This is a genomic window from Streptomyces sp. NBC_00239 (assembly GCF_036194065.1).
In the GTDB taxonomy this organism is placed as follows: Bacteria; Actinomycetota; Actinomycetes; order Streptomycetales; family Streptomycetaceae; genus Streptomyces.
On the sequence record NZ_CP108095.1, the window covers coordinates 3,404,860 to 3,429,207 of the forward strand.

Sequence of the window (24,348 nt, forward strand, 5' to 3'; positions counted from 1 at the left end):
CCACCGCGGGCTGCCGCCCCCGCCCCCGCCTGCGGCCACGGCTCAGCCTCCCAGCAGCTGGGTGAGGAGTCCCGCCACGGTGGCGCCGGAGGCCAGGAACTCCACGACCGGACCGGCCGAGGCCAGCGCCGCGTGCAGCCGGCCCAGGCGCCCCGGTGCGGCCGCGCCCGCCTCCTCGATCTCCTCGGCCGCGCCCGCCAGTTCCTCGTCGAGCGCGGTGGTCTCGGCCCGCGGGGTCAGCCGGGCGAGGTCCGCGCGCAGCTCGCGCACGGCGGCCAGCAGCTCCTGCTGGGCGGTGTCGACGGGCGCGGCGTAGTGGTTGTTGGTGTTGGTCGCGGTTCCGTGCGCGCCGAAGTTCACGGCGCTGCCGGAGATGTTCCCCACCTGGAAGGACGGCCCCGGACCGGGTGCCGGAGCCCCCGCACCGCCCGTCCCGCCCGTGCCGCGTTCGTCATGCGCCATTGCCGGCCCCCCTGCCCTGGTTCCCGCCCTGCTGCGGCGTGCTCGTGTTCGTGTTGTGGGCGCTGCCTTCGCTGCCGAAGTTGACCGCGCTGTCGTGCACCGCCCCGACGTACGTCGCGCCCGCGGCCAGGTTGACGATCTTCTGCTCGAACTCGCCGGTCTGCCAGCCCGCGTCGCGCAGGGCCAGTTTCACCCCTGCGGCCACCCGGTCCTGAACGGTTTTCAGGTAGCGGTCGATGTCCATGTCCTGGAACACGGACGCGTCGAAGTCCGAACCGAGCTCGCGCACCGACAGGTGCGGGCCGGTGGGGCGGGCCCCGCCGTTGCCCTCGGTGACGATCCGCCAGGCGCTGACCAGCCCGCGGCCCAGCGTGGCGAGCGCGCCGCCCAGCGCGCGCGGGGTGTGCGTGGCCGCCCAGACCGCCTTGCCGAACGGGTTGTTGTTCCGGTACCGCTGCGCGAGCTCGTCCGCTTCCTGGAACAGGTCCCGCACCGGGAACAGCGCGTGCGGGGCCAGCTCCAGCATCAGCATCCCGCCCTGCGTGTGGACGCGCACGAAGACGGTGACGACCACCTCCTCGTCCCAGCCGCCGACCCGGATGCGCAGGAAGTGCCGGCGCTTCTCGCCGCCCTCCTCGACGGATCCGGCGCGGTGCACCCCGAAGTCCTCGGGCCGGTACGGGCCCTGGTCGCGGTGGAGCAGCCCGTTGGCGGGAAGGAAGACGCACTCGTCGACGACCAGTTCGCGGAGCCGGTCGAGCACGGCGGCCGACGCCTGCGGGGAGCCGTGCGCGGAGGGCACCCGCAGGGCCTCGACGAGCGGCACGATCCGGTGCAGGATCTGCGCGTTGTCGAGGGGCACGGGCTTGCGGTCGGGCCCGAGGTCGGTGCGCGGGCGCAGCTCCACGGAGAGGTTCCACGGCCGGAGGTAGCCGCCGGCCCCGCAGAACGGGTTGTTGACGCTGTACATGACCAGCGGCCAGTGCTGCTCGGTGCGGATCCGGCGCTGCACCTTGCGGAAGCGCGCCCCGGTGAACTGCTCGGCCGGGTCGTTCGCGAGGTCGGGGTAGCGCTGCGGGGACAGCTCGGCGGCGAGCACGCGGGCGAACTGGCCGCGCTGGGCCGCCTTGAGCGCCGCGACGCAGGCGAAGAGGGCGAGGACGCCCCAGGCGGCGCCCTTGGTCAGCTCGTCGCCGACGCCACCGGCCGGGAACACCAGGGTCCCGAACGCCTCCCCGGGGCCGGACGGCTCGCCGTACGAGGACCCGGACGAGTCGAAGAACCCGGAGGACGAGTCGTCGTAGTAGTCGCTTTCGCTGTCACTCTCGGCGGTGAAGGCCGCGACGACCAGGATGACGATGGTGGCGAAGAACAGCAGACGCGCGTAGAGGCGCACGAGGAACGCGAACACGCGGACGTAGACGGCGTGTCCGCGGGCCTTCTCGGTGATCCACGCGGCCAGGTTCAGCCCCAGGCAGGGGCCGACCAGCAGCAGGAACAGCCCCTCGGTGAGCAGGCTCCCGAGGACGAACAGCGCGACGATCCCGGTGGCCCAGAGGAGTTCGGCGCGGCGGGCGCGCAGCGCGTGGGCCAGCACGCGGGCGGCGTCGTAGCCGTACGAGGGGGCCGCTATGCGCTCCTCGTGGACGTACAGCTCGTCGATCACGCGGTCGCGGTAGGCGCCGTCGAGGTAGGTCCCGGCGCACAGCAGGCGGCCCGCCTCGCTGGCGGTCGGGGGTACCGGGGGCTTTCCGAGCAGCTGGGGGTCTCCCCGGCCTCCCGGAGGCTGGTGGGGCACGGCAGTCTGGGTCACCGTGGCACCTTAGGGCGGCAGACTTACGGCCAACAGCCGTATTCACGCCAAAGCGCCCCGGCGAGGTTTACCGGGGCGCTTCGGGTGCAAGAGAGGCCGGTCAGGCTCCTGTTACGGGCCTTCTTCCGGACTTTCGCGGGCCTGCTGCGGGGCCTGCTGCGGGACTGATCAGATCAGGCCGAGCGCGCGGACCGCGTCGCGCTCCTCGACGAGCTCCTGGACGGAGGCGTCGATGCGGGTGCGCGAGAACTCGTTGATGTCCAGGCCCTGGACGATCTCGTACGTGCCGTCGGTGCAGGTGACGGGGAAGGACGAGATGATGCCCTCGGGGACGCCGTAGGAGCCGTCCGACGGGATGCCCATCGAGGTCCAGTCGCCCGCGGCGGTGCCGTTGACCCAGGTGTGCACGTGGTCGATGGCGGCGTTCGCGGCCGAGGCCGCGGAGGACGCGCCACGGGCCTCGATGATCGCCGCACCGCGCTTGGCGACGGTCGGGATGAACGTGTCGGCCAGCCACTGCTCGTCGTTGACGACCTCGGCGGCGTTCTTGCCGGCGATCTCCGCGTGGAAGATGTCCGGGTACTGGGTGGCCGAGTGGTTGCCCCAGATCGTCAGGCGCTTGATGTCGGTGACGGCGGCACCGGTACGGGCGGCCAGCTGCGAGATCGCGCGGTTGTGGTCCAGGCGGGTCATCGCGGTGAAGCGCTCGGCCGGGACGTCCGGCGCGGCGGCCTGGGCGATGAGGGCGTTGGTGTTCGCCGGGTTGCCGACGACGAGCACGCGGATGTCGTCCGCGGCGTTGTCGTTGATGGCCTTGCCCTGCGGCTTGAAGATGCCGCCGTTGGCGGAGAGCAGGTCACCGCGCTCCATGCCCTTGGTGCGCGGGCGGGCGCCCACGAGCAGCGCGACGTTCGCACCGTCGAACGCCTTGTTGGCGTCGTCGGTGATCTCGATGCCGCGGAGCAGCGGGAACGCGCAGTCGTCGAGCTCCATCGCGGTGCCCTCGGCGGCCTTCAGGCCCTGCGGGATCTCCAGGAGGCGCAGGTTGACCGGCACGTCCGCGCCGAGCAGGTGACCGGAGGCGATGCGGAAGAGCAGCGCGTAGCCGATCTGGCCGGCGGCGCCGGTGACGGTGACATTCACAGGAGTGCGGGTCATGGCCTTCTCCGTTAGACAGCTGGCGGTGGGGCGTCCCCGCCCCATGTGCTGGCGGACGCCGCTTCCTGTGAATCTTGATGTGAAGAGACATCCGCGGTCAGGCTATCCGACCCTGGATGCCGCCGATCCCCACCCCCGTGTGGTACGCCGCACACAGGGGCAGGGGTTCGAAGGCGGACCGGCCTTCCGGGGCACGAAAACCACCCGGGCGGGTCAGCGGCGGGCGCCCCTCCGATGCCCCGTACGGCCCTCCGGCCCGCCTTCGCGCCGTCCCGCCTTCCTGCCTCCCGCCGTCCTGCCGCCCTCCGTTCAGCGGACGGTGAAGCGGACCGCGTCCTCCAGGAACGGGACCTCCAGCCACGGCTCGGGCTCCACCACCAGCGCCAGCAGCGTGATCGCCACCCCGAGCAGCCCGTACGTGACCATGTCCGTGAAGCGGGACCGGACGGCCAGCATGCCGACCGAGGGCAGCATCCGGCGCATCACGGACGCCACGATCAGGGCCACGCCGATGATCAGGCAGCCGACCCGGAACTGGTCGAAGGCCGTGAGGAGAAGACCGACGGCGGTGGCGCCGAGCACCGTGAGCATGGGCCACTGACGGGCCGGGGCCGGCGCGTCGCCGGGCGCGGCGCGGCCGCCGCCCTCGGGGCGCGCGGTGTCGCGCGTGACCGACGGGAAGCGGCGCGAGGCGGGCCGCTGCACGTCGTCCCGGGAGCCGTCCCCGGGGCCCTCGGAGCCCTCGGGGCCCTCGGGGCCGCCGGAGGATCCGGGGCCGCCGTCGCCGGCCCTGGCCCCGCTGTCCTCGGCGCCGTCGGCGCGCTCAGCCAGCACTGGTTCCGTCTCCCGCCGCATCGCGCTCGTCCGCGATCCGCTCGGCCACGACCTGCTCGGCGGCGGCCCGCGCGGCGCCCGCCTCCCGCTCGGCCGCGGCGAGTTCCGCCGCCTCGACCACGTTGACCAGGAGCTGGGCCCGGGTCATCGGGCCGACTCCGCCCGGGTTCGGGGAGATCCAGCCGGCCACCTCGGCGACGCCGGGATGCACATCGCCCACGATCTTGCCCTGGTCGTCCCGGCTGACGCCCACGTCGAGCACGGCCGCGCCCGGCTTGATGTCCTCCGGCTTGACCAGGTGCGGCACGCCGGCCGCCGCCACGACGATGTCCGCCTGCCGCAGCTGCGCCGCGAGGTCGCGGGTGCCGGTGTGGCACAGCGTCACGGTGGCGTTCTCCGACCGGCGGGTCAGCAGCAGCCCGATCGACCGGCCGACCGTGATGCCGCGGCCGACCACCACGACGTGCGCGCCGTCGATGGCCACGCCGTGGTGGCGCAGCAGCTCGACGATCCCGTACGGCGTACAGGGCAGTGGGCCGGGCTCGTTCAGGACCAGCCGGCCCAGGGACATGGGGTGGAGTCCGTCCGCGTCTTTGGCCGGATCCATCAGTTCCAGGACGCGGTTGGTGTCGATGCCCTTGGGGAGCGGGAGTTGGACGATGTACCCCGTGCACGCCGGGTTCTCGTTCAGTTCACGTACGACCGATTCGATGTCCTCCTGCGTGGCCGTGTCGGGCAGTTCCCGCTGGATCGACGCGATGCCGACCTCGGCGCAGTCCCGGTGCTTTCCGTTGACGTACCAACGGCTGCCCGGGTCGTCGCCGACCAGCAGTGTTCCCAGGCCGGGGGTGACGCCCCGGTCCTTGAGCGCCGCCACGCGGGCGGTCAGTTCGGACTTGACGGCGGCAGCCGTCGCCTTGCCGTCGAGAATCTGGGCGGTCATGCGGTCCATCCTCCCGGATGGACCCGCCCCGGTTCCACTTGGAGGCGGGCGCCGGGCCGACAGGTTGCACTTGCACAACAGCTCGTGCACCGAACTGGACAAGAGCAAGGCGGTCCGGCAACGATGACCGAATATGTAGTACCGCGGGCAGTGCCGGGGGGCGACCGCTCAGTTCCACCAGTTCCTCCACACGGGCCGCGCGTCCCCGCACTTCCATCGGAGGAACTCCCCAACATGAGCTTCGGCGACCCGAACAACCCGTACGGTCAGCAGCCCCAGCAGGGCCAGCCCGGCTACGGCTACCCGCAGCAGGCCCCCCAGGGCGTCCCGCCGCAGGGTGGTTACGGCTACCCGGCTCCGGGCCAGCAGCAGCCCTACGGCGGCGCCCCCGGCTACCCCAACCAGGCGGCCGTGCAGCAGCAGTACGCCGGCTGGGGCTCGCGCTTCGTCGCGCGCATCATCGACTCGCTGGTCATCTCGATCATCCCGATCATCCTCATGATCGCGGGCGGCTTCGACGCGGAGACCGGCGCGCCGGGCCCGCTCTACTACGTCGGCATCATCGTGCTGATCGCCAGCTCCATCGGCCTGTCGTACCTGCTGGGCACCACCGGCCAGACCCCGGGCCGCAAGGCCGTCAGCATCCAGGTGCTGAAGGAGGCGACCGGCCGCCCGCTCGGCTTCGGCATGGCGTTCGTCCGCGGTCTGCTGGACTTCCTCAACGCGCTCCCCTGCTACGTCGGCTACCTGTGGCCCGCGTTCGACGCGAAGAAGCAGCACTTCGCGGACAAGATCGTCGGCAGCGTCGTCGTCAAGAAGTTCTGACGCGCGCGAGCGGTCGTCGAAAAAGGCCGGAGGCCGTATCCCCCGCGGGGGATACGGCCTCCGGTCGTTCGTGCCGCCGTGCGTCAGTGGAAGAAGTGACGGGTGCCGGTGAAGTACATCGTCACGCCGGCCGCCTTGGCGGCCTCCACGACCAGCTCGTCGCGGACCGAACCGCCCGGCTGGACCACGGCCTTGATGCCCGCGGCGGTCAGGATCTCCAGCCCGTCCGGGAACGGGAAGAAGGCGTCGGAGGCGGCGTACGAGCCGCGCGCCCGCTCCTCGCCGGCCCGCTCCACCGCGAGCTTCGCGGAGTCGACGCGGTTGACCTGGCCCATGCCGACGCCGACCGAGGCGCCGTCCTTGGCGAGCAGGATCGCGTTGGACTTGACGGCCCGGCAGGCCTTCCACGCGAAGGACAGCTCGGCGAGCTCCTCGGCGGACAGCGCCTCGCCGGTGGCCAGCGTCCAGTTCGCCGGGTCGTCGCCCTCGGCCTGGAAGACGTCGCTGTGCTGGAGGAGCACGCCGCCGCTGATCGGCTTCAGGTCGCCCGGCTGGTGCGGGTGGCCGTCGACCTTGAGCACGCGGATGTTCTTCTTCTTGGCCAGGATCTCGACCGCGCCGTCCTCGTAGCCGGGGGCGGCGATGACCTCGGTGAAGATCTCGGCGACCTGCTCGGCGAGCGCCACGGTCACCGGGCGGTTGACGGCGATGACCCCGCCGAAGGCCGACAGCGGGTCGCAGGCGTGCGCCTTGCGGTGCGCCTCGGCGACGTCCGCGCCGACGGCGATGCCGCACGGGTTGGCGTGCTTGATGATCGCGACGCAGGGCTCGTCCTGGTCGTAGGCGGCGCGGCGGGCGGCGTCGGTGTCCACGTAGTTGTTGTAGGACATCTCCTTGCCGTGCAGCTGCTCGGCGTTGGCGAGCCCGCCCGGCTGGCCGTCCGTGTAGAGGGCGGCGGCCTGGTGCGGGTTCTCGCCGTAGCGCAGGCTCGCCTTGCGGTCCCAGGCGCCGGCCAGGAACTCGGGCAGCACCGCGCCCTCTTCGGGAGCGTACGCGTTCGTGAACCAGGAGGCCACGGCCACGTCGTACGCGGCGGTGTGCTGGAACGCCTCGGCGGCCAGGCGCTTGCGGGCGGTCAGGTCGAAGCCGCCGTCCTTGACGGCCGCGAGCACGTCCGCGTACCGGTCGGGGCTGGTGACGACGGCCACCGACGGGTGGTTCTTGGCGGCGGCGCGCACCATCGAGGGGCCGCCGATGTCGATCTGCTCCACGCACTCGTCGGCGGTGGCGCCGGAGGCGACCGTCTCGCGGAACGGGTAGAGGTTGACGACGACCAGATCGAAGGGCTCGACGCCGAGCTCGGCGAGCTGGTTGCGGTGGTCCTCCAGGCGCAGGTCGGCGAGGATGCCGGCGTGCACCCGCGGGTGCAGGGTCTTGACCCGGCCGTCCAGGCACTCGGGGAAGCCGGTGAGCTCCTCCACCTTGGTGACCGGCACGCCCGCGGCGGCGATCTTCGAGGCGGTGGAACCGGTGGAGACCAGCGTGACGCCCGCCTCGTGCAGCCCGCGGGCCAGCTCCTCGAGCCCCGTCTTGTCGTAGACGCTGACGAGCGCGCGGCGGATGCCGCGCTTGGTACCTTCGGCGGTCACTGGATCGTTACCTTTCGTCCCTCAATGCGGTAGCCGTGCCGGGCCAGACGCCCCACGACATCGACGAGCAGCCTGCGCTCGACTTCCTTGATGCGCTCATGGAGAGCGGCTTCGTCGTCTTCGTCCCGGATCTCGACGACACCCTGGGCGATGATCGGACCGGTGTCCACGCCGCCGTCCACGAAATGGACGGTGCAGCCGGTCACCCGGGCCCCGTAGGCGAGGGCGTCCCGCACCCCGTGGGCGCCGGGGAAGGCCGGCAGCAGCGCGGGGTGCGTGTTGACGAACCGCCCGCCGAACCGGTCCAGGAACTCCTTGCCCACGATCTTCATGAAGCCCGCGGAGACGACCAGGTCGGGCTCGTACGCGGCGGTGGCCTCGGCCAGCGCCCGGTCCCAGTCCTCGCGGGTCGCGTGGTCCTTGACGGAGCACACGAAGGTGGGGATTCCGGCCTTCTCGGCGCGCTCCAGGCCGGCGATCCCGGCGCGGTCCGCACCGACGGCGACGACCTCGGCGCCGAAGCCCTCGGCGCCTTCCGGGTGGGCGGCGATGGCGTCGAGCAGGGCCTGGAGGTTGGTGCCGGAACCGGAGACCAGCACGACCAGGCGGGAGGCGGCCATGGGAGGCCCTTTCTCGCAGGGTGCGTCTTGTATGGTCGTACAAAAACGCAGGCACCCTCTATACGGGGGACCATACGAAGCGACCGACCGCCTGCAACGATACCGGCACACCGGACGGCCCCCGAGGGACGGGTGGATGGCCTGGGGGTAGCGTCTGGCGTACAGCCCGTAGAGGACACGACGACGCAGGGGAAGAAACGCACCCGATGCCGGACCCACGCCAGTCCCCCACAGACGACAATCCGTTCGCGCCCCCGCCGGAGGACCGGCCTGACCAGCCCTGGCAGCCGCGCGGCGGTGCGGGTGGCGCGGGCGGTCCGGACGCGGACGGCGGCGGTGACCGCGGCCCCTCGCAGGACCCCGGCAAGGGCGGCCCGGGACCCGGCCGCTGGGACCCGACGGACCCGGCCCAGCGCCGCGCCCGCTATGCGCTGCTGGGCGGCATGTGGGCCTTCTTCTTCGCCCTGTTCGGCATCCCGTCGATGGGCCTGCTCCTCGGCGCGCTCGCCCTGTACTGGGGCATCAGCTCACTGCGCGCGAAGACCCGGCCCGACGAGGCGCGCCCCCAGCTCACCGCCGCGGTGAGCGGCCTGCTGACGGCGGCGGTGGCCCTGGTGCTGACCATCGGCACGTACACCGCGCAACTGGCGTACAAGGACTTCTACACCTGCCGCGACGACGCCCTCACCAAAACCGCCGAACTCAAATGCAACGACCTCCTCCCCAAGGGCCTACGCGACCTGATCGGCGTCAGCAAGTAACCGGGGGGCACCCCCGCGCCCTCCCCAACCTCGCCGACACACCGCAACCCCGCCGACGCTTGAGGCGCGGGCCCGGGCAGGGCCCGCCAACCCCGCACCACCCGTGGCCACGCCGACAACCGGCCTCGCCGACACACCCCAGCCCCGCCGGCGTTTGAGGCGCGGGCCCGGGCGGAGCCCGCCAACCCGAGCACCACCCCGCCGGCCTCGCCGACACACCCCAGCCCCGCCGGCGCTTGAGGCGCGGGCCCGGGCGGAGCCCGCCAACCCGAGCACCACCCCGCCGGCCTCGCCGACACACCCCAGCCCCGCCGACGCTTGAGGCACGGGCCCGGGCGGAGCCCGCCAACCCGAGCACCACCCCGCCGGCCTCGCCGACACACCCCAGCCCCGCCGGCGCTTGAGGCGCGGGTCCGGGCGGAGCCCGGTGCCCGGCGGAGCCGGGTTGCCCTGGGCCTCGGGCCGACGCGTCACGTCGACCGGCGCCGCCGAGCCATCACCCGCGCCCCGGCGCCCCCGACAGGCAGCACCGGCACCGCCCCGGCAGGACCGGCGGGCGCGCCGAACTCCCGCCCGGTCCCCGGGCCGACCTCCGGTCCCACGACCGGCCCCGCTTCCGCCCGCACCCCCTCCAGCGCCTCCTCGAGCGCCCCGGCCCGCCCACCCACGCCATCGGCATCGGCATCGCCATCGCCACCCCCCGCACCGCCACCCCGTACGGGCACGGGCACGGGCACGGGCGCAGGCACGGACATCCAAGGCGCCGCTTCCGCCACAGCCACAGGCTCTCCGGGAGCAAGCTCCGCCACCGGCTCCGCCACCGGCACCGGTACCGGTACCGGCACGGGAGCAGCCTCCGCCCCGGGAAGCACCGGCAGCACGACGGGTCCCGGCACAGACCCCGGTACGGACGCCGGCACCGGCACCGGCACCGGCACCGGCACCGGCACGACCCCAGCCACATCCTTCGGCCCCGCGGGCGACGACGACAGCCCCCGGAAGTCCGGGAACAACGTCCCCGAGGACCGGCGCAACGTCTCCCACCGCAGCTCCCGCGCCCCCCTGTCGTGCCAGTCCCCCACCCCCGGCCCGCCCGGCCCGCCCGGCACCCCCGACACCGCCGCCTCCACCCCCACGGGCTCCAACGGCTCCCGCACCCCCCGGGCCCGCCAGGCCCGCACCACCATCGCCACCGGAACCGACACCACCAGCGTCCACGCGCACGCCGCGCCGCCGACGGCCCACCACACCGGCCCGAAGGCCACCAGCCGGGCGGAGCCCATCGGGCCGCCCGCCATCGCCGCCGCCAGCGCGGTCAGCAGGCCGCACACCAGCGCACCGCTGACCGCGGTGAGGGCCGTCTCCCGGAACCGCGTGTCCTCGGCGCCCGCGTCGACCGCGAACCGTCCCACGACCGCGCCCGCCAGCACCGGCACCCCGAACGCCGCCCACGTCAGCGGCGTCCCCGAGCCCTCCGGCGGCAGGGCCGCCAGCAACGGGAAGCCCGGCAGCGCCGGCTCCCCGACGAAGGCCAGCGGCGTCGCGGTGGCCGAGCCGCCGAGCGCGAAGCCGGGCCCGAGCCCGTACGCCGCGCCGAACACGGCCGCGTTGGGGATCAGCGCGAGGGCGAGCAGCAGCACCGCGAACCGGCCGGACCACACCCCGGTCAGCTGGAGGAACGATTCCTGGGCCGCGCCCGCGTGCCACATCAGCGAGGCACCCACGAGCAGCGCGCCACCGCCGAGCAGGGTCAGCGCCCCGGCGCTCCCGGCCCGCAGCGCCCGCGCGTTCCGGGGGCGCGCGACAGCCGTCCGTACGCCCCCCGGCACCCAGCGGGGCAGCGGCCCGTACGGACGGCCCCGCGCGGACCACACCCCGCCCGCGGCCGCCACGAAGGCCACCAGGGGCACGTGCCAGGCCGCGCTGAGCGGGTTCGCGGGCATCGGGCCGCCCGCCGCGTAGACCGTGGCGGCGGCGCCGACCAGCAGGTAGCCGCAGGTCACGGCCGAGAACACGGCGCCGGCGGACAGGCCCTCGCCCTCCTCCGCCTCGTCCTCGTACACCGCGAGCCGGGCCGCCCGCCGCATCAGCCACACCGGGAGGGCGACCAGCAACAGCGGGGTCATGCCGACCGGGGCGGGCACCCCGGAGAGGGTGTCGTACCTGATCAGCTCGGTGCCGTGGGCCAACAGCCAGAGGCCGGCGGCCACGTGGAGAGCGCCGCCCGGCCCGCTGTCGGGGTAGGGCGAGCTGATCCAGAGCACCATGACGAGGACGGCCAGGGAGCCGAGCCCCAGCCCGGCGGCGACAGCGCCGCCCAGTACACAGGCGGCGGCCGCGGGCGAGCGGCGGCGCCCGGACCGCTGAGCCGCCGACGAGGACGGGCCGCGTTCGGTCACGTGGGTCACACGGCCATGGTCCCAACGACACGCGCTGAGGGCGCGTAACAGGCGAATGATCGTTGTGTCGCTCAATATACGTTTATGTACTTTTTCGCCCAGGCCTGCGCCGTGGGGAGTCCGGCATGACACAGAGCGTCCCCATCGCCTCCGAACTGTCCCTGCCCTCCCCCAAGGAGCGGCGCAGGCTGCGCGAAGCCGGTGAGCTCAGCCATGACGAGATCGCGGAGGCCGTCGGGGTGACCGCGACGACCGTCCGGTCGTGGGAAACCGGCCGCACCGAACCGCGCGGCCGCAAACGCGAGGCCTACGCGAAACTGCTCGCCGACCTCCGCTCGTCCGAGGGCGCCACGGACGAGCCGCAGCAACCCGCCGGGGAAGTCCCTGCCGACGGCAAGAGTCCTGAGGATGCGGCAGGTCCGGCCGACGGCAAGAGTCCTGAGGACGCGGCAGGCCCGGCGGACGGGAACGGGAAGGCGGCTGCGGGCGCGGACGGCGGGCCCGGACCGGCGGAGCCGAAGGGGTCCCCGGATCCGGAACGGCGGGAACGGGCCGACGGCTCGCGGGGTGACGGGGAGGCCGACCGTGGAGCGGCAGGGTCCGGCGCGGGCGCGGCCCGGCGGCCGGCGCCCGCGCCGCCGCCCAAGCCCGGCACGGCCAGTGCCGGCACCCGCCCCAAGGCCGCCGTCAAGCGGGCCGCGAAGCCGCCCGCCGGGCAGGCCCGCCACGACGCCGGGCGCCACGACGCGCCGCACGAACGCGCCTCCATGGCCGCCCTGACCGCACCGGTCACCGGCACCGGCCTCCGCCCCGCACCGCAACCCGCACCCAGCCCCCGCCCCACCCCGAGCCCGGCCGCCCCGGCGACCCCGGCCCCCGCCGCCGGCCCGCTCATGACCGACCCGCGGATCCAAGACCCCCGGATCCAAGACCCGCGGACCCCAGACCCGCGGACCCAAGACCCGCGGACCCCAGACCCGCGGACCCAAGACCCGCGGACCGACGACCCGCAGACCACCGGCATGCCGGCCGAAGACCTCCTGACCTGCGCCCCCCAGGCCGAAGTCCCGTCGGCGAGCGTCCTCCAGACCGGCGATCAGCAGGCCACCGCCTCCCGGGCCGAAGTCCCGCTGACGGCCGTCCCGGCCGAAGCCCCGCAGGCCGCCGCACCCGGGCCCGCCACCTCGCCGCCCGCCACCTCGCGACAGGCCGCCCCCGGCGGCATCGCGCCCGCCCAGGCCTTCGACGCGCTGTACGCGTACACCGCGCACTCCCTCGCCCGGCAGACGTACCTGCTGACGGGCCGCCGCGCGCTCGCCGTCGAAGCCGTCGAGCGCGCCTTCCAGCAGGCCTGGCAGCAGTGGCCGGACGTCGCCACCGACCGCGACCCGGTGGGCTGGGTCCGCGCGGCGGCGTACGAGTACGCGCTGTCGCCCTGGCACCGGTTCCGCCGCGCCCGCCGGCACGGCGACAAGCCGCCGGCCGAACTCGCCGACCGCGCGCTGCTCAAGGCGCTGCTCGCGCTGCCGCCCCGGCACCGCCGTACGGTCCTGCTCTACGACGGGGTCGGCCTCGACCTGCCCGACACGGCCGCCGAGACGGAGGCCACCACGGTCGCCGCCGGCAGCCGGCTGCTCACCGCACACGGCGAACTCGCCCGCCGGCTGCCGGAGCTGGCGCAGGCACCGCCCGGCGGGGAGTCCGTGCTGCTGCGCGAACGGTTCGGCGGTTTCATCCCCGCCGTACGGCTGGAGCCCGGCCCCGCCGCCGCCGTCCGAGGGCGCGCCGATCACCGCGGCCGATTCTGGACCCGCGCGGCGGTCGCACTCACCGCCGTGATCGCGGCGGCCACCGCGTACACCGCGCAGACCGCGCCCACCCGGTACGAGCCCGTCCCCGCGCCGGGCGCCGCCGTGACCGGCGTACCGCCGCACATGGGCCCGCAGCGGCTGACCGAGAAGCGGCGCGAACTCCGGGAGAAGCTGCGCTCCGAGCCGGCGCCGGGCCCGGAGCGCCTGGTCCCCGAGACCGGCTGACGACACCCGCCCGGAGCGCCGGGCACAACGGGCGTGGGCCCGCACCCTCGTGACGAGGATGCGGGCCCACGGCCGTACGTACGGTGGAACGCGGGGCTCCGAGGCTGTTACAGGCCCAGGAGGGTGCGCGCCAGCTTGGCGGTCTCGGTCGGCGTCTTGCCGACCTTCACGCCGGCGGCCTCGAGGGCCTCCTTCTTCGCCTGGGCGGTGCCGGAGGAGCCGGAGACGATGGCGCCCGCGTGGCCCATGGTCTTGCCCTCGGGGGCGGTGAAGCCCGCGACGTAACCGACGACCGGCTTGGTGACGTTCTTCGCGATGAAGTCCGCCGCACGCTCCTCGGCGTCGCCGCCGATCTCGCCGATCATCACGATCAGCTCGGTCTCCGGGTCGGCCTCGAAGGCCGCCAGGGCGTCGATGTGCGTGGTGCCGATGACCGGGTCGCCACCGATGCCGACGGCCGAGGAGAAGCCGATGTCACGGAGCTCGTACATCATCTGGTAGGTCAGCGTGCCGGACTTGGACACGAGACCGATCTTGCCGGGCTTGGTGATGTCGCCCGGGATGATGCCGGCGTTGGACTGGCCGGGGGTGATCAGGCCGGGGCAGTTCGGACCGATGATCCGGGTCTTGTTGCCCTTGGCGGACGCGTACGCCCAGAAGGCGGCGGAGTCGTGCACCGCGATGCCCTCGGTGATGACGACGGCCAGCGGGATCTCGGCGTCGATGGCCTCGACGACGGCGGCCTTCGCGAAGGCCGGCGGCACGAAGAGGACGGAGACGTCGGCGCCCGTCTTCTCCATCGCCTCGGCGACGGAGCCGAAGACCGGGACCTCGGTGCCGTCGAAGTCGACGGAGGTGCCGGCCTTGCGCGGGTTGACACCGCCGACGATGTTGGTGCCGTCGGCGAGCATGAGCTTGGTGTGCTTCATGCCGGTGGCGCCGGTCATGCCCTGGACGATGACCTTGCTGTCCTTGGTGAGGAAGATAGCCATGGCTTTCTGTTCCCCTCTTCCTTACTTCGCAGCCGCGAGCTCGGCGGCCTTGTCGGCCGCGCCGTCCATGGTGTCCACGCGCTGCACGAGCGGGTGGTTGGCGTCGGACAGGATCTTGCGACCCAGCTCCGCGTTGTTGCCGTCGAGACGCACGACCAGCGGCTTGGTGACCTCTTCGCCCTTCGAGGCGAGCAGGGCCAGCGCCTGGACGATGCCGTTGGCGACCTCGTCGCACGCGGTGATGCCACCGAAGACGTTGACGAACACGGACTTGACGTCCGGGTCGCCGAGGATGATCTCAAGGCCGTTCGCCATGACCTCGGCGGAGGCGCCGCCACCGATGTCGAGGAAGTTGGCGGGCTTGACGCCACCGTGGTTCTCACCGGCGTACGCGACGACGTCGAGGGTGCTCATGACGAGACCCGCGCCGTTGCCGATGATGCCGACTTCGCCCTCGAGCTTGACGTAGTTGAGGTTCTTCGCCTTGGCGGCGGCCTCGAGCGGGTTCGCGGCCGCGTGGTCCACGAACTCCTCGTGGCCCGGCTGGCGGAACTCGGCGTTCTCGTCGAGGGAGACCTTGCCGTCGAGCGCGATGACGCGGCCGTCGGCGACCTTCGCGAGCGGGTTCACCTCGACGAGGAGCGCGTCCTCGGCGATGAAGGTGTCCCACAGGGTCACGAGGATCTCGGCGACCTGCTCCGCGACCTCGGCCGGGAACTTCGCCTGGGCGACGATCTCGCGGGCCTTCTCGATGGTCACGCCCTCGTTGGCGTTGACCGGGACCTTCGCGAGGGCCTCGGGGGTCTTCTCCGCGACCTCCTCGATGTCCATGCCGCCCTGCACGGAGGCCATGGCCAGGAAGGTGCGGTTGGTTCGGTCGAGGAGGTACGAGACGTAGTACTCCTCCGCGATCTCCGGAGCGGTCTCGGCGATCATCACCTTGTGGACCGTGTGGCCCTTGATGTCCATGCCGAGGATGTCCGTCGCACGGGCGACGGCCTCGTCCGGGGTGCCGGCCAGCTTGACGCCGCCGGCCTTGCCGCGGCCTCCGACCTTCACCTGCGCCTTGACGACCGACTTGCCGCCCAGCCGCTCGGTGGCCTCGCGAGCCGCCTCAGGCGTGTCGATCACTTCACCGGCCAGCACCGGTACACCGTGCTTGGCGAAGAGGTCCCTCGCCTGGTACTCGAACAGGTCCACGCGCGTCCGTCCCTTGTCTTAAAGATTCGCAGTGTTCGCGGTTGTCTGCGTGGGCGTGCCGCGGAGGGCAACGTGACGGCGCTGTCACAGGGGATGCGCACACGGTGACCGTGGACGCGGCATGTCCGTCCGGCAGGTTATCCCCGGAGGACGGTGGTCCCTAAATCTCAGATCACCCCCGCGCGGTGATTCCCCTCACAGATCGCCCGAGTGGTGAGCTGGGGGTTCGTGGGATCTGACCATTTCCCAGGGGCCGTGACGGGCCGCCGCCGACCCGCCCCGACGGTCGCGATCACGGGCGTGAGCTGGCGATACGTGTAGAACCCAAGCACCATCCCGGCCTCCGCCGGACGGCCGTCAGGGGACGGGAAGGGGGCGCTTCTCGATCGCCGCGGCCATCACCTCCGGGAACAGGTCGGGGGTGCAGGCGAAGGCAGGGGCGCCGAGGGCGGCCAGGGCGGCCGCGTGCTCGCGGTCGTAGGCGGGGGCGCCCTCGTCGGAGAGCGCGAGGAGGGCGACGAACTGCACACCGGACGCCTTCATCGCGGCGACCCGCTTGAGCATCTCGTCGCGGATGCCGCCCTCGTAGAGGTCGCTGATGAGGACGACGACGGTTTCCGCGGGCCTGGTGATCTTCGACTGGCAGTAGGCCAGGGCCCGATTGATGTCGGTGCCGCCGCCGAGCTGGGTGCCGAAGAGCACGTCCACCGGGTCGTCCAGCTGGTCGGTGAGGTCGACCACCGCGGTGTCGAAGACCACGAGGCGGGTGTCGATCGACCGCATGGAGGCGAGGACGGCGCCGAACACCGACGCGTAGACCACCGACGCGGCCATCGACCCGGACTGGTCGATGCACAGGACCACGTCCTTCTTCACCGACTGCGCGGCCCGGCCGAAGCCGATGAGCCGCTCGGGCACCACGGTGCGGTACTCGGGCAGGTAGTTCTTGAGGTTGGCGCGGATGGTGCGGTCCCAGTCGATGTCCCGGTGCCGGGGCCGGCTGATCCGCGCGGACCGGTCGAGCGCGCCCGTCAGGGTGGCCCGGGTGCGGGTCGCGAGCTTCTTCTCCAGCTGGTCGACGACCTTGCGGACGACGGCCCGGGCCGTCTCCTTCGTGGTCTCGGGCATCGCCTTGTTCAGCGACAGCAGGGTCCCCACCAGGTGGACGTCCGCCTCGACGGCCTCCAGCATCTCCGGCTCCAGCAGCAGCGAGGCCAGCCCGAGCCGGTCGATCGCGTCCCGCTGCATCACCTGCACGACCGAGCTGGGGAAGTACGTACGGATGTCCCCGAGCCAGCGGGCCACCGACGGCGCGGACGCGCCGAGGCCCGCCGACCGCTCCCCCGTACGCTTCCTGCCGCCCGCCCGGCCCGACCCGTAGAGCGCGGTGAGCGCCGCGTCCATCGCCGCGTCCCGGCCCACCGGCTCGTACCCCGTGCCCTCGCCGCCCTCCGCGCCGAGCACCAGCCGCCAGCGGCGCAGCCGCTCGTCCCGCTGCTCGGGCGAGCCCACAGCAGTCCCTGTCACCTTCCCACCCCCGCCTTCTCTTCCCGTTCCCCGTGCGCTTGCCGCTCTTGCGCTTCCGCTGCCGCCTCTGCTGCTGCTCCCGCATCCGCCGGCGCCTGCGGCCGGCCCAGCAGCATCCGCACCAGCGGCACCACAGCTTCCGCCCGCACCGGATCCAGCTCCGGTGCGAAGCCGGGCGGCGCCGACCCCGTGACCGCCGCCGCGGGCCCGGCCCCCGGGCCCCGCCGGACCAGCTCCCCGAGCGTCCGCCGCACCCCCGGCTCGTACGCCCCGAACGTCCGCCGCAGCAGCGGCAGTACGTCGGTGAACGCGTCGGCGGGCACCCCAGTGAGCCAGTCGTCGATCAGCCCGAGCAGCCGCTCGTCGTGCACGAGGAGGGTGCCGCCGCCCCCGCCGCCGCCGACGAAGCCCTCGATCCACGCGGCGGCGTCGGCGGGCGCCGCGGCCCGGGACAGCGCCAGACCCATCAGACGGGCGGTCTCCCCGGCGGGCAGCAGCCCGTCGTCCAGCAGCAGCCGGGCGGCCCGGCCCCGGATGCCGCCGGGCACGGTGTCCCGCCCGGCCAGCGTGCGCAGCACGCCGGACCACCGGTCCCGCAGCCCCCGGTCCGCGAGCAGGCCGATCGCCGCGTGCACGGCGTCCGCGTGGCCGCGCAGCTCGGCCGCGCCCTCCGCGTCCAGGCCCGCGCAGGCCGGCGGCAGCGCCACGCATATCCGCTCGGCGATCCCGGCCGCCACCTCGGCGAGCGCCGCCGTGTCGGTGCCGCGTACGTCTCCGTACCGCAGCGCGCGGGCGAGGGCGGGCAGCGCCTTGGCCAGCTGGCCCACGTCGGTGCCGAGGGCCGCGCGGTCGGCGAGCACCCGCATCACGACCGGCAGGGCGTCGGTCAGCCCGGCCGCCAGGCACCGCTCGGCCAGTGCCGTCACCTCGCCGAGCTGCCCGGCGGCCCGGGCGTCGGCCTCCGCCCGGGCGGTGGCGGCGGCGAGGACGGTGGTGCCCCACACGGCGGCCTCGGCGACCCGGACCGAGAGTTCCGGCTCCCAGCGCAGCCGCCAGGTCTCCCGGAAGGTGCCGGTGCTGCCGCGGGAGGCGGCCGGCTCGCCCCAGCCGATGCCGAGCAGCCGCAGCCGGTGCAGCAGCAGGCTGCGGGCCGTGTCGGTGTCCTTGCGCAGGTCCAGTTCCAGTTCGCGTTCGGCGGCGTCCGGTTTGAGGCGCAGCGTGCGCTGACTGCGGGTCAGGTCGCGTTGCAGCGGGACCGCCGGCGCGTGCTCGGGCACCTCTCCGAGGTCGTCGCCGACGACGAGCCGGTCCTCGACGAGCGCGAGGGGGACGTCGGAGCCCTCGCACATCACGGCGCGGACGGCGTCCAGGGTCTCGGACAGGCCCGCGAGCGGACGCCCGCGCATCGCGGCGAGGGTGTCCGCGAGCCGGACCGCCTCGATGACGTGCGCGGAGGAGACCTGCCGGTCCTCCTCCCGCAGCAGCCCGGCCACCTTGGTCATCCAGCGCTCCACCGGCCGGTCGGGCGCGGTGAACAGGTGCCGGTACCAGCCGGGCGAGCCGATGCCCGCGCCGTATCCGGTGGCCCGGGAGAGCCTGCGGTGGGTCCAGGGCACCCAGGCCGTCTCCGTCTTCACCTTGGGCAGCCCGGTGAGCAGCGCCCGGTCGGCGGTGGCGGTGGTCTTCGCGCGCAGCGCGGGCACGTGCCAGGCCCCGCACACCACGGCGTACGCGTCGCCGAATTCGCGGCGGGCGGCGCGCATCCGCTGGCGCATGTGGGCCTCGCGGACCAGGTCGCGCGCGTCGGCGCCGTCCCCGTGGTCCTCGCGGAGGGCGGCCATGGCCTCGCCGACCGCCTCGAAGGCGGCGAGCGGGTCGCCGCCCGCGCCGCGGTGCTCGACGACGTCCTCCCACCACCGCTCGGGGTCCTCGTATCCGGCGGCCTCGGCGAGGGCGGCGAGCGGGTCCAGGCGCAGTGCTGCCCCGGCTTCCGTGTCGGCGTCCCTGCCGGCGTCCGTGCCGGTGTCCGTGTCGGCTTCCGGCTGCCCGGGCGGCTCCCCGGCGAGGGAGTGGGCCGCCGGCAGGTCGATGAAGCGGACCGGGACCTCGTGCGCCAGCGCCCACCGGATCGCCACCCACTCCGGGGAGAACTCGGCGAGCGGCCAGAACGCGGCGCGCCCCGGGTCGTCGGCGACGTGCGCGAGCAGGGCGACGGGCGGCCGCATGCCCGGGTCGGCGGCGAGCGGCAGCAGGGCGTCGCCCTCCGGCGGGCCCTCCACGAGGACCGCCGGGGGCCGGGCCGCGTCGAGGGCGGCCCGCACGGCGCGGGCGGAACCCGGTCCGTGGTGCCGGATGCCCAGCAGCAGGGGACCGCTCATACCGTGACCTCCCGGCAGGCCCGGTAGAAGTCCTTCCAGCCCTCGCGCTCGCGGACCACGGCCTCCAGGTACTCCTGCCAGACCACCCGGTCGGCCGCCGGGTCGCGGACCACGGCCCCGAGGATGCCGGCCGCCACGTCCGAGGGGCGCAGCACGCCGTCCCCGAAGTGGGCCGCCAGGGCGAGCCCGTTGGTGACGACCGAGATGGCCTCGGCCGTGGACAGGGTGCCGCTGGGGCTCTTCACCTTGGTGCGCCCGTCGGTGGTGACCCCGTCGCGCAGCTCGCGGAAGACGGTGACGACCCGGCGGATCTCCTCGAGTCCTTCCGGGGCTGCCGGGAGGTCCAGGGAACGGCCCATCTGGTCGACGCGGCGGGCCACGATGTCGACTTCCGCCTCGGGCGTGGCGGGCAGCGGCAGGACCACCGTGTTGAAGCGGCGGCGCAGCGCGCTCGACAGCTCGTTGACACCGCGGTCACGGTCGTTGGCCGTGGCGATGAGGTTGAACCCGCGCACCGCCTGCACCTCGTCGCCGAGTTCGGGTATCGGGAGGGTCTTCTCCGACAGGACGGTGATCAGGGTGTCCTGTACGTCCGCGGGGATGCGGGTGAGCTCCTCGACCCGGGCGGTCATCCCCTCGGCCATGGCGCGCATGACGGGGCTGGGGACGAGTGCCTCGCGGCTGGGGCCGTGGGCGAGCAGCCGGGCGTAGTTCCAGCCGTACCGGATCGCCTCCTCCGGGGTGCCGGCGGTGCCCTGCACGAGCAGGGTGGAGTCGCCGCTCACGGCTGCGGCGAGGTGTTCGGACACCCAGGTCTTGGCGGTGCCGGGGACGCCGAGGAGGAGCAGTGCGCGGTCGGTGGCGAGGGTGGTGACGGCCACTTCGACGATCCGGCGCGGGCCCACGTACTTGGGTGTGATCACGGTGCCGTCGGGCAGGGTGCCGCCCTGGAGATAGGTGGCGACGGCCCACGGCGAGAGCTTCCAGCGGGCCGGCCGCGGCCGGTCGTCGGCGGCCGCCAGGGCCTTCAGCTCCTCTGCGAACGCGTCCTCCGCATGCGGCCGAAGCGCCTCGCCGTCCGTGCCGTTTCCGGGCATGGTCATGGATCCCCCTCCAGGTGCCTGTCCGTCGCCTCCGCGTGCTCCGGATGCGTTTTCCACGGTGCACCACGCCACTGACAACGGGCCCCCAATCACCTTGCCGATGAGCGTTGTTGCAGGTCAGACGCATTGTCAGTGGGCGGCTCTACCTTCGGGGCATGACTGATCAGGCGGTGCGCTGGACTGCCGAGCAGGTGCTGTCGCTGGCGCCTGACGAAGCGTCGCGCAAGGCGGGGACCAAGCTCGGCGGTGCCGGGCCGTGGTCCGGGGCGGGATGTTCCGGTTCCGGGGCGGTGTGGGGGCTGTGCAAGGGCAGTGGCAGCAAGCCGTACCAGACGGTGGTGGACCTGACGGGTCCGGCGTACAAGTGCTCCTGCCCGAGCCGGAAGTTCCCGTGCAAGCACGCGCTGGGGCTGCTCCTGCTGTGGGCGGCGGACCCGGGCGCGGTGCCGGCGGAGGCGGTGCCCGAATGGGCCGGGGGGTGGCTCGGGGAGCGGGCACGGAAGGGGGAACGGAAGCAGGAGGGGGGTGGCTCGGGCGCGGCGGGGCCGGTGGACGAGGCGGCGGCCCGGCGGCGGGCCGAGCGGCGCGCCGAGCGGATCGGCGGGGGCGTCGTCGAGCTGGAGCAGCGGTTGTCCGATCTGTTGCGCGGCGGCCTCGCGGGTCAGGAACAGGCGGGGTACGGCGCGTGGGAGGAGACCGCGGCGCGGATGGTCGACGCGCAGGCTCCGGGACTGGCGGGCCGAGTGCGGGAGTTGGGGACGCTGACGGCGTCGGGGCCGGGCTGGCCGGCGCGGATGCTGGAGGAGTGCGCGCTGCTGCACCTGCTGGACCGGGCCTGGCTGGGGGTGGCGGAGCTGCCGGCTCCGCTGGCGGCGACGGTCCGGACCCGGGTGGGGCTGCCGGGGGCGGCCGCGGGTGCGCCGGTGTCCGACCGGTGGCTGGTGCTGGCGCAGTACGACACGGTGGCGCCGGACGGGCGGCTCACCACGCGCCGGATCTGGCTGTACGGGCTGGAGAGCGGCCGTACCGCGCTGGTGCTGGACTTCGGCCCGCCCGGCCGGCCGCCCCAACTGGCCCTGCCGGTCGGCCTGGTGGTGCCTGCCGAGGCGTCCTTCCACGCGGGGGCCGGGCAGTTGCGCGCGGACCTGGGGGAGCGTTCGGCCCCGCCGGTGCCGCATGCGGGACCACCGCCGGGTGTGGACACGGGGGTCGCCCTGGACGAGTACGCCGCGGCCTTGCGCGAGGACCCGTGGCTGGACTCCTGGCCGGTGGTGCTGGCCGGGGTGATACCGGTGCCGGCCGACGACGGCGGCTGGCAGCTGGCGGACGCGGACGGCAAGTCCGCCCTGCCGCTGAGCCCCCGGGCCGGATCCGGCCCGGCCCGCTGGCAGCTGGCCGCCCTGTCCGGCGGCGGCCCCCTGACGGTCTTCGGAGAATGCGGCCACACGGGCTTCACCCCCCTGACGGCCTGGCAACCGGCCTCGCCTGAGGCCGTGCCGCTGGGCTGACGGGGGGGGCGGAGGCCGGGGGCTGGGGGCGGGGGCGGGGGCCGGGGCTGGGGGCGGGGGCCGGGGTTGGGGGGCGAAGCCGGGAGCCGGCTGGCCAGCCGGGCAGTCGGCGAGGTCGGCGGACCGGTGGACCGGCGGACCGGTGGAGCGGCGGACCCGGGCAACTGGGCTGTCGGCAAAGCCGACGAGCAGAGCCATGCGGCTGGGCCACAGGGCCTCCGGCGCGAGCCGGACGGGACTGCCCCGGTCCCGCGGAGGGGGCGGGACCGGGGCGCACCACACAAGGGAATCCCACGGAACGCGAGAGGCGGGGGCGTACGCGATGACGGTGGAGACGACGGCGGGTTCCGCGATTGCGGAGGCGTCGACGGGGACGGGACCGGCAGGGGCCGGAACGGACAGTAGGGGGGCGGGAACGGTGCTGGCGGGAGCGGGGAATGGCGTGATGGAGACCGGGGCGGCAGTGGTGGGAGGGGGCCTGGAGGGAGAGGGCTGGGACGGGGTGGGGTGGGAGGGGCTGGTGACCGCGGCCTTGTTGGGGACCGAGCGGCGCGGCGGGGCCGGCGGCGGGGGGCCGCAGGCGCTGCTCGACGCGGCGGCGTTGCAGACGGTGCGGCGCAGGGCCGGGCTGCGGCCCGCGGCGGCCCGGCCGCTGCCCGATCCGGTGGCTCCCGATCCGCGGCCGGAGCTGCCGGAGGCCGCGCGACGGCGGCTGGCGCAGCTCCTGGCCGGCCGGGCCGCGGGGAGCGTCACCGGCCGGGGGGCCGCGCCCGATCTCGCGGAGCTGCTGCCGCAGTGGCTGGCGGCGGCGAACTCCCACGGCTACCAGGCGCCGCACGCCCTGCTGCCGGCGCTGCTGGACGCGGCCCGGGCCCGTACCGACCTGCGGCCGCAGGCGCTCGCGCTGGCCGGAGGGCGCGGGTTGTGGCTGGCGCGCTTCAACCCGGACTGGCGGTTCGCGCTCCGCAGCGGCAGCGGGGGCAGCGCCCTGCCGGATCCGGCGGATCCGGTCGCCGTGGAACGGCTCTGGCAGGAGGGCCTCTTCGCCGAACGGGTGGCCGTGCTGGCGCTGGTACGGGCGCACGACGCGGCCGCGGCCAGGGAACTGCTCGCCCGTACCTGGGGCACCGAGCGGGCCGAGGACCGGCTGATGTTCCTCGATTCGATGCGGGCCGGCCTGTCCGACGCGGACGAGCCGTTCCTGGAGCAGGCGCTGGCCGACCGCAGCCGCAACGTCCGCTCCACCGCCGCCGAATTGCTGTCCGCGCTGCCCCGCTCGGCGCTGGCAGCGCGCATGGCGGAGCGCGCCCTTGCCTGCGTCGGCCCGGAGGGGGTGGAGGCGCCTCGGGAGTGCGACGCGGCGATGCAGCGTGACGGGGTGGTGAAGCGGCCGCCGGCCGGTCGCGGCGAGCGGTCCTGGTGGCTGGGACAGGTGGTGGAGGCCGCGCCGCTGTCCTGCTGGCGCGAGCGGTTCGGCGGGCGGTCCCCCGCCGAGATCGTGGCCCTGCCGGTGGCCGAGGGCTGGGCCGAGGACCTGCATGCGGCCTGGTGCCGGGCGGCGGTCCGGCAGCGGGACCCGGCCTGGGCGAAGGCGCTGCTCGGTGCGCCCGCCGCGCCTCCGGCGGCCGGCCCGGGGACGGCCTCGCTCGCGGAACGCGCGAAGCTGCTGGAGACGTTGGCCGTGGCGGAGCGCGCGCAGTGGGTCGCGGACTTCATCGCGGCGCACGGGCTGTCCGAGGCGTTCCAGCTGCTCGGGGTGTGTGCGGTGCCGTGGGCGGCGCCGCTGGGCCGGGCCGTGGTCGACGCGCTCGACATCGCGCGGGATGCCGGGAGCTACCCGTGGAGCTTCAGCGGGGTGATGGGGCTTGCCGAGCGCTGCCTGGATCCTGCGGAGGCGGGGCGGCTCGATGCGCTGACCTCGGCGTACGAGGATCCGCCGGACGGGACGCCGGGTGCGGTCGGTTACTGGTCGGAGGCGTTCCTGCGACTGGTCGCGACGCTGCGTACGCGCGCAACCATGCACACCGAACTCACACCCTCCGCCCCCTGACCCCGCCACCCCTCACGCCCGCCCGCGCCGGCTCCAGCCTCGCCAGTGCCCTGGCGCGCAACTTCCCTCGGCGACTGCCCGGGCGGCACC

The 24,348-nt window shown here is 74.3% G+C and carries 18 protein-coding genes; 5 read left to right on the forward strand and 13 right to left on the reverse strand.

Going from position 1 to position 24,348, the window contains the following annotated elements:
- Positions 1–42 precede the first annotated feature (42 nt).
- The 5 genes from OG764_RS14835 to OG764_RS14855 all read right to left on the reverse strand — a co-directional run bounded on the left by OG764_RS14835 (position 43) and on the right by OG764_RS14855 (position 5,210).
- The gene (locus tag OG764_RS14835) at positions 43–462 is read right to left on the reverse strand and encodes a hypothetical protein (RefSeq protein ID WP_328968903.1); all 420 of its coding nucleotides are present in this window, start codon (positions 460–462) and stop codon (positions 43–45) included.
- Complete coding sequence (locus OG764_RS14840) at positions 452–2,275, reverse strand: hypothetical protein (protein WP_328968904.1); 1,824 nt, start codon at positions 2,273–2,275, stop codon at positions 452–454. The genes OG764_RS14835 and OG764_RS14840 overlap by 11 nt, the downstream gene beginning before the upstream one ends.
- Before the next feature lie 168 nt (positions 2,276–2,443).
- Positions 2,444–3,433, reverse strand: a complete 990-nt coding sequence (locus tag OG764_RS14845) for a malate dehydrogenase (RefSeq protein ID WP_328968905.1) — start codon at positions 3,431–3,433, stop codon at positions 2,444–2,446.
- Between the two features lie 309 nt (positions 3,434–3,742).
- Positions 3,743–4,267 carry a DUF3017 domain-containing protein gene (locus tag OG764_RS14850; protein ID WP_328968906.1) on the reverse strand — a complete coding sequence of 175 codons (525 nt, stop codon included), beginning with the start codon at positions 4,265–4,267 and terminating at the stop codon, positions 3,743–3,745.
- The gene (locus OG764_RS14855; RefSeq protein ID WP_328968907.1) at positions 4,257–5,210 is read right to left on the reverse strand and encodes a bifunctional methylenetetrahydrofolate dehydrogenase/methenyltetrahydrofolate cyclohydrolase; all 954 of its coding nucleotides are present in this window, start codon (positions 5,208–5,210) and stop codon (positions 4,257–4,259) included. Before OG764_RS14855 ends, OG764_RS14850 begins: the two co-directional genes overlap by 11 nt.
- A gap of 234 nt (positions 5,211–5,444) precedes the next feature.
- On the opposite strand from OG764_RS14855, the gene OG764_RS14860 reads away from it, so the two are divergent.
- Complete coding sequence (locus OG764_RS14860; protein ID WP_328968908.1) at positions 5,445–6,035, forward strand: RDD family protein; 591 nt, start codon at positions 5,445–5,447, stop codon at positions 6,033–6,035.
- A gap of 83 nt (positions 6,036–6,118) precedes the next feature.
- On the opposite strand, the gene purH is transcribed toward OG764_RS14860, so the two are convergent.
- Both purH and purN read right to left on the reverse strand, forming a co-directional pair.
- Positions 6,119–7,684, reverse strand: coding sequence for a bifunctional phosphoribosylaminoimidazolecarboxamide formyltransferase/IMP cyclohydrolase (gene purH, locus OG764_RS14865; RefSeq protein WP_328968909.1), 1,566 nt, complete (start codon positions 7,682–7,684; stop codon positions 6,119–6,121).
- The gene (purN, locus tag OG764_RS14870; protein WP_328968910.1) at positions 7,681–8,304 is read right to left on the reverse strand and encodes a phosphoribosylglycinamide formyltransferase; all 624 of its coding nucleotides are present in this window, start codon (positions 8,302–8,304) and stop codon (positions 7,681–7,683) included. Before purN ends, purH begins: the two co-directional genes overlap by 4 nt.
- Before the next feature lie 206 nt (positions 8,305–8,510).
- On the opposite strand from purN, the gene OG764_RS14875 reads away from it, so the two are divergent.
- A complete protein-coding gene (locus OG764_RS14875) occupies positions 8,511–9,065 on the forward strand; it encodes a hypothetical protein (RefSeq protein WP_328968911.1) in 555 nt (184 codons plus the stop codon).
- A gap of 470 nt (positions 9,066–9,535) precedes the next feature.
- Here OG764_RS14875 and OG764_RS14880 read toward each other — a convergent pair whose 3' ends face one another.
- The gene (locus OG764_RS14880; RefSeq protein ID WP_328968912.1) at positions 9,536–11,473 is read right to left on the reverse strand and encodes a cell division protein PerM; all 1,938 of its coding nucleotides are present in this window, start codon (positions 11,471–11,473) and stop codon (positions 9,536–9,538) included.
- Positions 11,474–11,589: 116 nt separating this feature from the next.
- Between OG764_RS14880 and OG764_RS14885 the strand changes: the two genes are divergently transcribed.
- Positions 11,590–13,500 (forward strand): helix-turn-helix domain-containing protein, encoded by a 1,911-nt coding sequence (locus OG764_RS14885; protein WP_328968913.1) that lies wholly within the window; start codon positions 11,590–11,592, stop codon positions 13,498–13,500.
- 107 nt (positions 13,501–13,607) lie between these two features.
- Here OG764_RS14885 and sucD read toward each other — a convergent pair whose 3' ends face one another.
- The 5 genes from sucD to OG764_RS14910 form a co-directional block, all read right to left on the reverse strand.
- A complete protein-coding gene (sucD, locus tag OG764_RS14890; RefSeq protein WP_328968914.1) occupies positions 13,608–14,492 on the reverse strand; it encodes a succinate--CoA ligase subunit alpha in 885 nt (294 codons plus the stop codon).
- A gap of 21 nt (positions 14,493–14,513) precedes the next feature.
- Entirely contained in the window at positions 14,514–15,692 is a 1,179-nt protein-coding gene (sucC, locus tag OG764_RS14895; RefSeq protein ID WP_328968915.1) for an ADP-forming succinate--CoA ligase subunit beta, read from the reverse strand.
- Between the two features lie 357 nt (positions 15,693–16,049).
- Positions 16,050–17,219, reverse strand: coding sequence for a VWA domain-containing protein (locus OG764_RS14900; RefSeq protein ID WP_328968916.1), 1,170 nt, complete (start codon positions 17,217–17,219; stop codon positions 16,050–16,052).
- Positions 17,216–19,597 (reverse strand): DUF5682 family protein, encoded by a 2,382-nt coding sequence (locus tag OG764_RS14905; protein WP_328968917.1) that lies wholly within the window; start codon positions 19,595–19,597, stop codon positions 17,216–17,218. The genes OG764_RS14900 and OG764_RS14905 overlap by 4 nt, the downstream gene beginning before the upstream one ends.
- Positions 19,594–20,700 carry an ATP-binding protein gene (locus OG764_RS14910; RefSeq protein WP_328968918.1) on the reverse strand — a complete coding sequence of 369 codons (1,107 nt, stop codon included), beginning with the start codon at positions 20,698–20,700 and terminating at the stop codon, positions 19,594–19,596. The genes OG764_RS14905 and OG764_RS14910 overlap by 4 nt, the downstream gene beginning before the upstream one ends.
- Before the next feature lie 155 nt (positions 20,701–20,855).
- Between OG764_RS14910 and OG764_RS14915 the strand changes: the two genes are divergently transcribed.
- Together OG764_RS14915 and OG764_RS14920 are read left to right on the forward strand one after the other, a co-directional pair.
- Positions 20,856–22,208, forward strand: coding sequence for an SWIM zinc finger family protein (locus OG764_RS14915; protein ID WP_328968919.1), 1,353 nt, complete (start codon positions 20,856–20,858; stop codon positions 22,206–22,208).
- 445 nt (positions 22,209–22,653) lie between these two features.
- Entirely contained in the window at positions 22,654–24,258 is a 1,605-nt protein-coding gene (locus tag OG764_RS14920) for a DUF5691 domain-containing protein (protein ID WP_328973016.1), read from the forward strand.
- Positions 24,259–24,348: the final 90 nt, after the last annotated feature.

What these genes read in the sequence shown, in the direction of transcription:
- OG764_RS14855 (WP_328968907.1), bottom strand. Translation starts at nt 5,210, where the DNA reads ATGACCGCCCAGATTCTCGACGGCAAGGCGACGGCTGCCGCCGTCAAG.
- OG764_RS14835 (WP_328968903.1), bottom strand. Translation starts at nt 462, where the DNA reads ATGGCGCATGACGAACGCGGCACGGGCGGGACGGGCGGTGCGGGGGCT.
- OG764_RS14845 (WP_328968905.1), bottom strand. Translation starts at nt 3,433, where the DNA reads ATGACCCGCACTCCTGTGAATGTCACCGTCACCGGCGCCGCCGGCCAG.
- sucD (WP_328968914.1), bottom strand. Translation starts at nt 14,492, where the DNA reads ATGGCTATCTTCCTCACCAAGGACAGCAAGGTCATCGTCCAGGGCATG.
- OG764_RS14875 (WP_328968911.1), top strand. Translation starts at nt 8,511, where the DNA reads ATGCCGGACCCACGCCAGTCCCCCACAGACGACAATCCGTTCGCGCCC.
- OG764_RS14860 (WP_328968908.1), top strand. Translation starts at nt 5,445, where the DNA reads ATGAGCTTCGGCGACCCGAACAACCCGTACGGTCAGCAGCCCCAGCAG.
- OG764_RS14885 (WP_328968913.1), top strand. Translation starts at nt 11,590, where the DNA reads ATGACACAGAGCGTCCCCATCGCCTCCGAACTGTCCCTGCCCTCCCCC.
- OG764_RS14915 (WP_328968919.1), top strand. Translation starts at nt 20,856, where the DNA reads ATGACTGATCAGGCGGTGCGCTGGACTGCCGAGCAGGTGCTGTCGCTG.
- OG764_RS14920 (WP_328973016.1), top strand. Translation starts at nt 22,654, where the DNA reads ATGGAGACCGGGGCGGCAGTGGTGGGAGGGGGCCTGGAGGGAGAGGGC.
- OG764_RS14910 (WP_328968918.1), bottom strand. Translation starts at nt 20,700, where the DNA reads ATGACCATGCCCGGAAACGGCACGGACGGCGAGGCGCTTCGGCCGCAT.
- purN (WP_328968910.1), bottom strand. Translation starts at nt 8,304, where the DNA reads ATGGCCGCCTCCCGCCTGGTCGTGCTGGTCTCCGGTTCCGGCACCAAC.
- OG764_RS14905 (WP_328968917.1), bottom strand. Translation starts at nt 19,597, where the DNA reads ATGAGCGGTCCCCTGCTGCTGGGCATCCGGCACCACGGACCGGGTTCC.